The 11,611-nt window shown below is 69.3% G+C and carries 10 protein-coding genes; 4 read left to right on the top strand and 6 right to left on the bottom strand.

The window, feature by feature from the left end; translation table 11 throughout:
- Positions 1–41 precede the first annotated feature (41 nt).
- The 5 genes from NL241_RS30305 to NL241_RS30285 all read right to left on the bottom strand — a co-directional run bounded on the left by NL241_RS30305 (position 42) and on the right by NL241_RS30285 (position 7,374).
- The gene (locus tag NL241_RS30305; RefSeq protein WP_487693062.1) at positions 42–1,481 is read right to left on the bottom strand and encodes an AMP-binding protein; all 1,440 of its coding nucleotides are present in this window, start codon (positions 1,479–1,481) and stop codon (positions 42–44) included.
- Between the two features lies 1 nt (position 1,482).
- Positions 1,483–2,460 carry a phosphotriesterase family protein gene (locus NL241_RS30300; protein ID WP_494395897.1) on the bottom strand — a complete coding sequence of 326 codons (978 nt, stop codon included), beginning with the start codon at positions 2,458–2,460 and terminating at the stop codon, positions 1,483–1,485.
- 10 nt (positions 2,461–2,470) lie between these two features.
- Positions 2,471–6,634: an alpha-(1->3)-arabinofuranosyltransferase domain-containing protein gene (locus NL241_RS30295; protein WP_494398415.1), complete on the bottom strand. Its 4,164-nt coding sequence runs from the start codon at positions 6,632–6,634 to the stop codon at positions 2,471–2,473.
- Between the two features lie 46 nt (positions 6,635–6,680).
- Positions 6,681–6,854 (bottom strand): DUF2613 domain-containing protein, encoded by a 174-nt coding sequence (locus NL241_RS30290; protein WP_487693060.1) that lies wholly within the window; start codon positions 6,852–6,854, stop codon positions 6,681–6,683.
- Positions 6,855–6,918: 64 nt separating this feature from the next.
- A complete protein-coding gene (locus NL241_RS30285) occupies positions 6,919–7,374 on the bottom strand; it encodes a universal stress protein (RefSeq protein WP_487693059.1) in 456 nt (151 codons plus the stop codon).
- A gap of 88 nt (positions 7,375–7,462) precedes the next feature.
- On the opposite strand from NL241_RS30285, the gene NL241_RS30280 reads away from it, so the two are divergent.
- The 4 genes from NL241_RS30280 (at position 7,463) to NL241_RS30265 (ending at position 10,769) form a co-directional block, all read left to right on the top strand.
- Positions 7,463–8,656, top strand: coding sequence for a glycoside hydrolase family 3 N-terminal domain-containing protein (locus NL241_RS30280; protein WP_494395896.1), 1,194 nt, complete (start codon positions 7,463–7,465; stop codon positions 8,654–8,656).
- A gap of 28 nt (positions 8,657–8,684) precedes the next feature.
- Complete coding sequence (locus NL241_RS30275; RefSeq protein ID WP_494395895.1) at positions 8,685–9,311, top strand: TetR/AcrR family transcriptional regulator; 627 nt, start codon at positions 8,685–8,687, stop codon at positions 9,309–9,311.
- A gap of 86 nt (positions 9,312–9,397) precedes the next feature.
- Positions 9,398–10,183, top strand: a complete 786-nt coding sequence (locus NL241_RS30270) for an oxidoreductase (RefSeq protein ID WP_494395894.1) — start codon at positions 9,398–9,400, stop codon at positions 10,181–10,183.
- Positions 10,184–10,202: 19 nt separating this feature from the next.
- Positions 10,203–10,769: a TetR/AcrR family transcriptional regulator gene (locus NL241_RS30265; protein WP_487693055.1), complete on the top strand. Its 567-nt coding sequence runs from the start codon at positions 10,203–10,205 to the stop codon at positions 10,767–10,769.
- On the opposite strand, the gene NL241_RS30260 is transcribed toward NL241_RS30265, so the two are convergent.
- Positions 10,766–11,611, bottom strand: a complete 846-nt coding sequence (locus NL241_RS30260; protein WP_494395893.1) for a MaoC/PaaZ C-terminal domain-containing protein — start codon at positions 11,609–11,611, stop codon at positions 10,766–10,768. The genes NL241_RS30265 and NL241_RS30260 overlap by 4 nt on opposite strands.

The following is an 11,611-nucleotide window of genomic DNA, read 5'->3' as shown; positions in this document are numbered from 1 at the left end:
GCGTGTCGTGTACAAGAACGCACGCTCGCACAAGGCGGGCTTTACAGGCGCGCCAGGATCTCGTCGCGCACCGCGGACCGGCGGGCCTTGCCGGCGTCGTCGCGCAACGGCCGGTCGACGAACTCGATGGTGTCCGGCACTTTGTACCCCTCGAGGCGCTCGCGCAGAAACTCCTGTAAACCCGCCTCGGTCAACGGAACACCGGCCTGCACCAAAGCGTACGGCACCTGCCCCAGATCGTCGTGAGGCACACCAACCACCAGGCAGGACAACACATCCGGATGCTCGGAGAGCGCGTTCTCGATCTCGGCGGGGTAGGTGTTGCGGCCGCCGACGGTGAACATGTCGACGCGCCGGTCGCTCAGATACAGGAAGCCGTCGGCGTCGAAGTACCCGAGATCGCCCAGCGAATCCCAGCCGTCGCGCGATTTCGCGGTGGCGCCGATGTACCGGTAGGTCGGCGCGCTACCGGGGCTGGGTCGCATGAAGATCTCGCCCACCTGGCCGGGCGCGCACGGCCGGCCGTCGTCGTCGAGGACCGTCATCTCCCCGGACACCACGACACCCACCGAACCGCGGTGGGTCAGCCATTGCGAACCGGAGATGAAGGTCAACGCCTGGAGTTCGGTGCCGCCGTACAGTTCCCACACCGCGTCGGGGCCGATGAGGTCGATCCACGCCTCTTTGACGGTGGGCGGACACGGTGCGGCCAGATGCCAGAACCGCCGGATCGACGACAGGTCGTAGGCGTGTGGGTCCGCGCGGTACACCGGCAGCAGCCGCTGCATGATGGTGGGCACCGTGGCCAGGTACGTGACGCGGTATTCGGTGACCAGGCGCAGGAACTCGTGGGGCTCGAAGCGCGGCATCAGCACCAGATGGTGTCCCAGCAGCAGGCCCATCACGGCAGTGGTGAATCCGGTGTTGTGGCTCAGCGGCACCGACACCAGGTTCACGTCGTCGGGCTCGGCGCCCAGCGGGTGACCGATCGCAGCCGGGATGCGGCTGCTGCCACCGGCTTCGATGAGCTTCGGCCTGCCCGTGCTGCCTCCGGACGCCATCGCCTTCCACACCGGTGACACCGCCTCGGGCAGCGGTTCGTCGCGGAAATCCGAGTCCAGGCCGCCCGGCACGTCCGGAACCAGTCCACGCGGGTCGGCCCGGCCCACCAGCAGCGCGCGTGGCCGCAGGTCCAGCAGGGCGGCGTACTCGGCGTCGGGCAATCGCGGCGACAGGGGTTGCGGCACCGCGCCCAGCTTCCAGCACGCGATCACGGCTTGCAGCCATTCGATCGAGTTCGCCAGGGCGACAGTCACATAGGAGCCTTCGGTCACTCCCAGTGAGGCGTAGGCCCGGGCCAGCCGGTTTGTCGAGCGATCCAGCTCGGCGCGGCTCAACGTACGGCCGTTGCAGGTGACGGCCGGGCGGTCCGGCTCCTGGGCGGCCAGCACGGAGATCTGCGCCGGTATGGTCGGATACAACTCAGTACCCGCCTTGGCGTTCGAAGATCCTGCGCGGGTTGATGATCAGCATGGTGTCCAGCTGTTCCTGGGTGACACCGCGCTCCTTGAGAGCGGGGATCACGTCATTGTGGATATGCAGGTAGTGCCAATTCGGCAGCGCCAGTGGCAATGTCTCTTCGGGTAGGGCGTCGAAGTAGCACGCGGCGTCATGGGAGAGCACCATCTTGTCGGCGTGACCGCGTTCGCACATCCGGGCCACGGTGTTCACCCGGTCTTCGAACGGCAGGTAGGCGTCGATACCGAAGCGGTCCATGCCGATATACGAGCCGGCGGCGACGAGCTCCTCGAGGTAGTCCAGGTCGGTGGTGTCACCGCAGTGGCCGATGACCACCCGGGACAGGTCCACCCCCTCGTCGGCGAAGATCTTCTGCTGCTCGAGCCCGCGGCGCGTCGCGGCGTGGGTGTGAGTGGAGATGGGCACGCCCGTGCGCCGGTGTGCGACGGCGACCGCACGCAGCACCCGTTCGACGCCGGGGGTGACACCGGGTTGATCGGTGGCGCACTTCAGGATTGCCGCCTTGATACCGGTGCCCGCGATGCCCTCTTCGATGTCGCGGACGAACATGTCGGTCATGATCTCCGGGCCACCCAGTTCGGCGCCGGGCCCGAGGTAGTGGAAGTACATCGGGACGTCGTTGTAGGTGTAGAGCCCCGTGGCCACCACGATGTTCAACTCGGTGGCTGCGGCGATCCGCGCGATCCGCGGGATGTAGCGGCCCAGCCCGATCACCGTGAGGTCGACGATGGTGTCGACGCCCCGCGCTTTCAGTTCGTTGAGCCGGTTGATGGCGTCGGCCTCGCGGCGGCCCTCATCGCCGAAACCCTCGGGATAGTTCTGGGTGATCTCGGTGGTCATGATGAAGACGTGCTCATGCATCAACGTCACGCCGAGGTCTCCTGCGTCGATCTGTCCTCGCGCGGTGTTCACTTTCGGCACGGTGCCGATGCTAGAAGCCCGCGCGCTCCTCGTTGGCGGAATCGGTCGCCCGGGTGAACATCACCGCGGAGGCGGCCAGTAGCGCCACCGAGATCAGGGCACACAGCTGCACCCCGACGGAGAACCCGACGTACCCGTCCACCGACCGCCACGGATTCCGCGACAGCACCGCACCGGCCAGGATCAGCCCTCCGCTGACCCCACCGAGCGTGATCGCCTTCGCAAGCCGGGGCCGGGATCGCAGCCGCCACAGCAGTGCCGTGGCCGCCGCGCACACCAGCGCACCGGCCCACCCGGACAGCAGTGTGCCTGCGACGATCACGCCGGCGGCCGCCCATGGACCGGGATTCCAGGGTGCGGTGCGTCCCGTGCTGATTCGCCGCGACGGCCACAGCGCCAGCAATGCCAGCAGCGGCAGCAACGCCAGCCCGGTGGTCAGCCCCACCCGGTACAACCCGTTGGACTCGAAACTCAACGCGACAACGCCGTCGGTGCCGGCGGGCACCACGAACCCCTGCTGCCAGCCGTTGACGGTCACCGCGCGCAGGGCGGCGCCGTCGGCGGCGCGTGCGGTCCAGCCGGGGTTGACGCTCTCCGGCACCACCAGCACCCGGTCGGAGTTTGCAGCGGTGACGTCGACTTCGCGGTGGTCGGGTCCCCAGTCGCCGGTGCGGGCGGGTTCGGTGCGTGGGCCGGGCAGCGTGGCGGCGACGGGCGCGGTCAGCTGGATACCGTCGACGAAGAACGCCTTGCCGGGGCTGACCAGCACCTCCTGCTGGCCGGCGGGCAAGGTCAGTGGCGCCCGGTCACATGGTTGCGCGGCGATGGGCGCGCCTTCCAGTAACGCGCCGACGGTCGTGGTGACCGACGTCTGCACGAATCGGCCCGCCGCGGCGATCACCGGCCCACGCCCGCACGGCACCGTGATCTCGCGGGCCCGGTTGCGTTCTCCGTCGGCCGCGGCGATCGGTTTTCCGTCCGGGCCCAGGGCCACCACCTCGGCCAGGCCGGGCGGTTTGACCTGATCGAAACCCAGTGCGGTGCGGTCGATCACGTCGGCCCAGTCCAGCAGGCTGATCTTGATGGTGTCGGTGACCGTCGGCGCCAGGTCCAGCGTCTGGGCGCCGTCGGGTTCCATGCTGCGTACCTGGGGTCCGGTACCGAGGTCGACGGCCACCAACGAGGGGTGCGTCGGCAGCGGTGAGCTGCTCGGGGTCAGTTCGACCGCGGACACCTCGGTCGGTTCGGGCAGTGTCAGTGTCAGCGTCGGCGCGGTGCGGTGCTGCACGACGCCCTGCGGTGCGGTCCACGACGTGCGTGGGTCGCCGTCGGCGGCCGCGAAGGCGGTGCCGAGTACGTCGAACGAATCGGCGTCCCCGTCGGCGCGCGCGGTCCCCGGCTGGCGTACCAGGTCGGCCAGCTCGGGTCCCTGCCGGGGCCGCACCCACACCGTCGGGGCCAGCGAAACTTCTTGCGGCACAGTCAAAGTCCGGCTGAGGCTGACCAGCTCCTCGGGTGCCAGCGACAACGGTGAGGCACAGTGCACCCCGTCGGGTGTGTCGACGCATCCGGGCCGGCCCTGCAGTTCGGAGCCCAGATCCCATTTCGCCACCTGCGCGTCCTCGGGCGGCCCGGGCACCAGCGCGGTGTGCCGCAGGTTCACCGGGTGGGCGAAACCCGAGGCGTCGTACTGCGTGATGGCCAGATCCGTGATGCCGAACTGGACGCCGCCGGATCCGTCGACGGTGCCGACAGCGGAGACGCGCACCCACGGCGTCTCCCCGAACGGCAGGGCCACCGTCACCGGTGTGCCGGGCTCGTCGACGCCGATGGTGGTGCTGCCGTTGGCCGTCGAGACCTGGATGCGGTTCACCTGGGCCCCGATCGCCGACGAACTCGGCGTCAACGTCATGGTCGCGTTGGTCACCGGATGATCGAAGTCCACCTGCAGCCACTGTCCTATCGCGGCTTGCAGGGCATTGGACACCCAGCTGGTGGCGGAGTCGGCGTCGACGGCCGCGGGCGGCCCGGAGGCGGGCGCGACATCGGGCAGCGCGGTCGAGTCGGCGGCCGAGCTGGAGACACTGATGCGGCCGCCGTCCCAGCTGCCGTACACCAGCTGCTGGCCGGGCGCGGGGTAGTCGCGAACCCGGTTGTGGGTGTGGCGCGGATCGCCGTCGGCCAGCATCGCCGACGAATGATCGTCCACCCGGCCGTAATCGGTTTCGCGGGCCACCGGGGTGTCGGTGACGGTCACCACGGGATTGGGCAGGCCGGCTTGTTCGGCATCGGAGGTCAGCAGCGCCGGCCCCAGCGGAGGCTGTTCCAGCAGCCGGCGGCGCTCGTCGAGGCGCAGCAGCGATTCCGGTCCGCCCTGCACCCGGGCCATGGTGTCGGTCTCGACGAGATACGGTGCGCTGGACGCGCCTGCGACCCGGTAGATCTCCACCGCCGGGTACCGCAACCGCAGCCCGCTGTCGCTGATGAAGCCCTCGAGCGTGCCGGGCCCCACCGGGTCGCCGAACTCGGCCACCTTCTCCAGTCCGGGGGAGTTGTCCATGACCCGGTGGACCAGGATCGGGCGGGCCGACCGCGAGCTGTCCGGATCCAGATCGTTGCGCACCACCACATACGAAATGCCTTGTCGGGCAAGCGTATCGGCTAGCCCAGCGGATGGCCGGCCGGCGGCGAACAGCCGCTGCACCGAGTCGAGGGCGCGAATGGTCTGCGGCGGGGTCAACGGGATGGAGTCACGCACGCCCCACGGGCTGTCGCCGAGCACCTGCAGTGGTTCATCGTGGCTGCTGCCCCACACCTGGGTGGCGAACGGCGAACCCGGCGCCGCCAGGACGCGGCCGCGTTCGGTGTTGTGCTCGTCGAGCCAGTCGGCGGCCTCCTGCCAGTACGACGGGATGGCGCTGAAGGTGCCCGGCGGGGTCAACCGGCCCGTCCACGCCAACGACGTCGCCGCCATCAGCGCGGTCAGCGCCACGATCCCGACGGCGACGCGCTTGTTGTTCTCGGGGTGGGCGAAGGCACGCACCGACGCCGGCACCCGGCCCAGGAGGTGTGCCAACCCCAGCGCGATCGGCAACCTCAGCAGCGGTTCGAGCTTGTGCACATTGCGCAGCGGTGCGCCCGCGGCGTCGAGGAACAGTTGCACCTGATGTGCCACCGGCGAGCCCAGACCGCCGGCGTATCCGAGACCCATCAGGACGAGACCGGCCAGCAGCACCGTCACCACCCGCCCCCGTGCGGGCATGGTGCGCAGCGCCAGACCGGCCAGTCCGGCGGCGGCCACCAGCGTGGTGGCCAGGACCGCGACCGGACCGGTCACCAGTGAGGTGCCCGCGGTCGCGCCCGGGGCGACGAACGGGGTCCATGCCGCGGTGCCTCGCAGCATCTCGGTCAACGACGTCCACTGGGTGGTGACTCCCGAGGACTCGATGTAGTCCAGGAACGGCGGGCTGATCCGGCCCAGCGACAGCAGCGCCACCACCCACCACACGACGGCCAGTGCGCTCGAGAGCAGCCACCAGCCGCTGAACCGCAGCCAGTTGCGGTTGGGCCGGTGACATGCCCACCAGATGATCGCGGGCAGGCAGGCCGTGAACGTGGCCACCGCGTTCACCGCACCCATCAACGCCAGGGCCACGCCTGCCCGCGCCGCCAGCACCCGCAGTGACCTGCCGCTGTCACCGCGCAGCGCCAGGATGACGGGCAGCAGCACCCACGGCGCGAGCATCATGGGCAAGGTCTCCGAGGAGATGGAGCCCAGCGTGGTCAGCACCCGCGGTGACAGCGCGAACGCCGCAGCGGCCACCACCCGCGACGGGGTGGTGCCGATGCCGAGCGCCTCGGCCACCCGCAGCAGGCCCCAGAACCCGGCGGCCAACAGCAGCGCCCACCACAGCCGTTGGATCACCCAGGCGGGCAGGCCGAGGACGTCACCGGCGAGGAAGAACGCCCCGTGCGGGAAGAGGTAACCGTAGGCCTGGTTCTGCGCCTGTCCGAACGGCAGTTCGCTGTTCCAGAGGTTGGCCGCCCTGGTCAGGAAGCGCAGGGGATTGGCCGTGAGATCGAGTTTGGTGTCCGGGGAGATCAACCCCGGCGACTGGGCGAACGTCAGCAGCAGTGACACCGCGCCGACGAGCCAAAGCCAGCGGCGTGACAGGTGAGCAGGACTGCCCGGATCGAGCCCTGTCGGTGATGCGCTCAGACTAGCTGCGGTCGCCGTACTCGACGCGGTTGAGCACCGACGATGCCGGATCGCCGGCGACCAGCGGCGGTTTGGTGTCCTGCTCCACCATCAGCGTGACACCGAATACCGCGGCCGCGCCCAGCAACAACCCGACCACGATGCTGGCGGCGGCTGGCACCACGAACCGGGTCATGTGGGGCTCCTCAGCGGGGTGGATCGGGCGGCGGACACTGTTCGCCAACCTAGCACGGGTCCGATCACTGCCCCGGCGGCACGATCAGCACCGGGCGGCCACCGTGGCGCAACACACGGTCGGCCACGCTGGACTGGATCAGCGAGCGCACGCCCGTCGTACCCCGGGTCCCGGTCACGATCAGATCGGCGTCCAGCTTGTCCGCCGCGTCGATGATCGTGCGCCACACCGTGCCCGAGACCGCGACCACCAGGGTCTCGGCGTTCAGGCCCGCGCCGCGGGCCAGATCGGCGCCTTCGTCGTTGGTGCGCTGCGCGTCGGCGAACGCGATGTCGAGGTCATCCTCATCGGGGAGGTCGGGCGGGCCGTCGAGGTCGATGCTCACCGAATCCTGGCCGCCGCGCATCGGTTCCCACACCGTCAGGACCACGGCGCGTTCAGCGGAGAGAAATCGACCGGCGTAGTGGACAGCGCGCTGTGCGTTCTGGCTGCCGTCGTAGGCGATCATCAAGACCGTCATGCCTCATCCTCTCTTATGAGGCCAGGTCGTGGCGACGCAGCCCGGTAACCGGTTTCAGGCGGGCGGACCGTCATGCCACAGTGAAGGTATGGCTTTGACTCGAGCACTGACCCGGACGCTGGTGTCCGTCGCGGCGCTGCCTGCCCTCCTGGTGGCCTGTTCACCTGCGGCGGAGGCGCCCACCGCCGCCCCGGCAGCGACGCCGGCGCCGGAGGTCGCGCCGTTGTCGAATCCTGTGCCCGCCGCGCCCGCGCCGGCGACCTGCGGTGATCTGCAGGGCCAGGTGGCGGCGATGTCGACCCGCGACAAGCTGGCCCAGCTGCTGATGGTCGGCGTGCAGGGCGCCGCCGATGCCCGTGCGGTGGTCGCCGACCACCATGTCGGTGGCATCTTCATCGGCAGCTGGACGGACAAGTCGATGCTCACCGACGGTTCGATCGGCGAGATCAACAATCTGGCGGGCGCCCTGCCGGTGGCGGTCAGCGTCGACGAGGAAGGCGGCCGGGTGTCGCGGCTGTCCGGCCTGATCGGTAGCCAGCCGTCGTCGCGGGTGCTGGCCCAGAGCAACACCCCTGAGCAGGTGTATCAGATCGCCCTGGACCGGGGCCGGGCCATGCGCGGGCTGGGCATCACCGTCGATTTCGCGCCCGTCGTCGACGTCACCTCCGACGCCGACGACACCGTGATCGGTGACCGGTCCTTCGGGTCCGACCCCGCGGTGGTGACCGAGTACGCGGGCGCCTACGCGCGTGGTTTGCGCGACGCGGGTCTGCTGCCGGTGCTCAAACACTTCCCGGGCCACGGCAACAGTTCCGGCGACTCGCACACCGGCGCGGTGACCACGCCCCCGCTGGACGCTTTGCAGGCCTCCGACCTGGTGCCGTACCGCTCGCTGACCGGGCAGGCGCCGGTCGCTGTGATGGTGGGGCACATGGAAGTGCCGGGTCTGACCGGAGCCGACCCGGCCAGCCTGAGCCCGGCGGCCTACCAGTTGCTGCGCAGCGGCGGCTACGGCGGGCCCGGATTCAACGGCCCGGTGTTCACCGACGACCTGTCGGGGATGCAGGCGATCAGCGACCGCGTGGGCGTCCCCGGAGCGGTGCTGGCGGCGTTGCAGGCCGGCGCCGACAACGCACTGTGGCTGAGCACCTCCGAGGTGCCCGCGGTGCTGGACCGGTTGGAGCAGGCGGTGGCCGCCGGTGAACTGTCCATGCCGGCCGTCGACGCCTCGGTGCTGCGGATGGCGAACGCGAAGGGGCCGCATCCGCGCTGCGGCGGTTAACCTTGGGCGCGACAGGAGGTTCACAGAGGTGGCAGGTGGTACCAAGCGATTGCCCCGTGCGGTCCGGGAGCAGCAGATGCTCGACGCCGCCGTGCAGGTGTTCTCCGTCAACGGCTATCACGAGACGTCGATGGACGCGATCGCCGCCAAAGCGGAGATCTCCAAGCCGATGCTCTACCTGTATTACGGCTCGAAAGAGGAACTGTTCGGCGCCTGCCTGACCCGCGAGCTGAGCCGGTTCGTCGAGGCGGTTCGTGCTGACGTCGACTTCACGCTGCCGCCGAAGGACATGCTGCGCAACACCATCCTGTCGTTCCTGCGTTACATCGACGCCAATCGCGCGTCATGGATCGTGCTGTACACCCAGGCCACCAGCTCGACGGCCTTCGCCCACACGGTGCGCGAAGGCCGTGAACGGATCATCGACCTGGTGGCCCGGCTGCTCAGCGCGGGCACCCGGAATCCGGAGCCCGACACCGACTTCCAGATGATGGCCATCGCCCTGGTGGGTGCCGGCGAGGCTGTGGCCGCCCGCGTGAGCACCGGCGACGTCGACGTCGACGACGCCTCCGAGTTGATGATCAACCTGTTCTGGCGTGGCCTGAAGGGCAAGCCGAGTGAGCGCGACGGTATGACGCTGTCCGAGCGGAACTGACAGTTCCGGCACAAAGCCAGCTCGAGGCGGCTACTGTTCCCTCAGGTAGACAGATTGGTCTGTCTCGTTGGTGAGGTGGTCGGGGTATGGATCTGCATCTGAACGGTAAGAACGCGCTGGTGACGGGCGCGAGCAAGGGGATCGGGCTGGCCATCACCGCGGCCCTGGTCGAGGCGGGCGCGCACGTGATCGCGGGTGCGCGGACCCGCTCCCGCGAACTGGAGGACCTCGAGAGCGCGGGGCAGGTGAGCTTCGTCGAGGTCGACCTCGCCCGGCCGGACCAGCCGGCGCTGCTGGTGGCCGCCGCGCAGGCGCGCGGAGGCCTCGATGTCCTGGTCAACAATGTCGGGGCGGCCGTGGTGCGGCCCGGGGGCTTCGTCAGCGTCACCGACGAGGACTGGGACCGCACCTGGAATCTTGGTGTGATGGCCGCGGTGCGCACCACCCGTGCCGCCATCCCGGCGATGCTGGACCGTCCGGGCGCGGCGATCGTCATGGTCGGCTCCGTCAACGCCTTCCTGCCCGATCCGGCGCTGCCGGACTACTGCGCCATCAAGGCAGCGCTGACCAACCTCTCCAAGGGACTCTCGAAAGAGCTGGGCCCCAAAGGAATTCGGGTCAACTCCGTCAGCCCCGGCCCGGTGGTGACACCGCTGTGGTTCGGTGACGGCGGCGTCGCGAGCGCCTTCGCGGGCGCCAGCGGCCAGACACCGGAGGACGTCGCGAACTCGGTGGTCGCAGACACCCCGCTCGGGCGCTTCAGCACCTCGCAGGAGGTGGCTGACCTGGTGGTTTTCCTGGCCAGCGACCGCGCTGCCAACATCACCGGTTCAGACATGACCATCGACGGTGGGATGATCACCACTGTCTGAGCCCGGGAAAGGGGATGTGATGTCACCGCGCGATCGAGTGCTCGACACCGCGGACCGACTGTTCTTCTCCGTCGGCGTGCATGCCGTCGGCGTCGACCGGATCATCGCCGAAGCCGGGGTGGCGCGCGCGACGCTGTTTCGGCATTTCCCCACCAAGGACCACCTGATCGCGGCCTATCTGGAACGGCGTGCGGCCACGGCCAGAGCGACGCTGACGGCACTGCGTGACGCGCAGGCAGAGCCGGCGCAACTGCTGACCGCGATCGCCGACGTGGTCGACGACTACCGTCGCCAAACCGGCTTCCGCGGCTGTGAGTTCATCAACGCAGCAGCGGAATTCGGCGACCCGGAGCACCCCGCCCGGCGCCTGGCCGTCGAGCAGCGTCGGTGGATCACCGACTTCCTGGCCGAGACCCTGGCCGCGGCGGGACGGTCCGACAGTCGCGAGACCGCCGAGGCCATGCTGATGGTACGGACGGGCGCGTTGGTGGGCGCCTCGCTGGAGCTCGGAGTGGACGGCGCCGGTGTGGGTGTCCGGTTGTGGAATGCGCTCGCGCAGAACGGTCTCGACGCGCTGACTGGTTAGAGCGGCCGCACCGTCCCCGTCAGGTGCGGGTAGCCCTTCTTCAGGTTGCGCAGTGAGATGTCCCAGCCGCCGTCGGCGCGGTCGATGTACACGCCTGCGGTGGCGGGCAGGATCACCGGTTTGCCGAATTTGACGTCGTAACGGACCGCATCCGGGAACTGGCCTTCGATGTTCGCCAGAACCGCTGCCGCGCTGAACATTCCGTGTGCGATCACGGTCGGGAAGCCGAACAGTTTGGCCGCGATGGGGTTCACGTGGATCGGATTGTGATCACCACCGGCCGAGGCGTAGCGCCGGATCTGCCCGGGCGTGATCTTCAGCAGGGCCTGCGGCGGCGGCAGCTTGTGCTGTTTCTGGGGCGGGGCCTTTGGCTCGTCCGAGAGGCTGGTGCGCTGCTGATGCAGGAAAGTGGTGACCTGGTGCCAGGCCACCTCGTTGCCGACGCTGACGTCGGTGACGACATCCACCAGCAGGCCCTTGCGATGCTCGCGCAGGTTCTCGGTGCGGGTCTTGATGCCCACGGTGTCGGTGACGGCGATGGGGCGGTGCTGGACGATGTGGTTCTCCACATGCACCGAACCCATTGCGGCAAAAGGAAAGTCGAACGCCGTGATCAACGCCATGACCGTCGGGAAGGTCACCGCGAACGGGTAGGTCAGCGGCACCGTGTCGCCGTAGCGCAGTCCGGTGGCCGCCGCGTATGCGGCCACATGTGCGCGGTCGATCGGCAGTTCGTCGACGCTCAGTGTGCGCTCGGGCAGGGTGTCACCGCGGCGGACGAAGGGCAGTGCGCCCGCGGCGGCCCGGGCCAGGTTCGCCAGCCCGCTTGGTTGTTCGGTCAT

The organism is Mycolicibacterium sp. SMGY-1XX (assembly GCF_059132455.1).
Note: the sequence above shows the minus strand (reverse complement) of the source record. Positions and strands in the feature narration are given on the sequence as shown.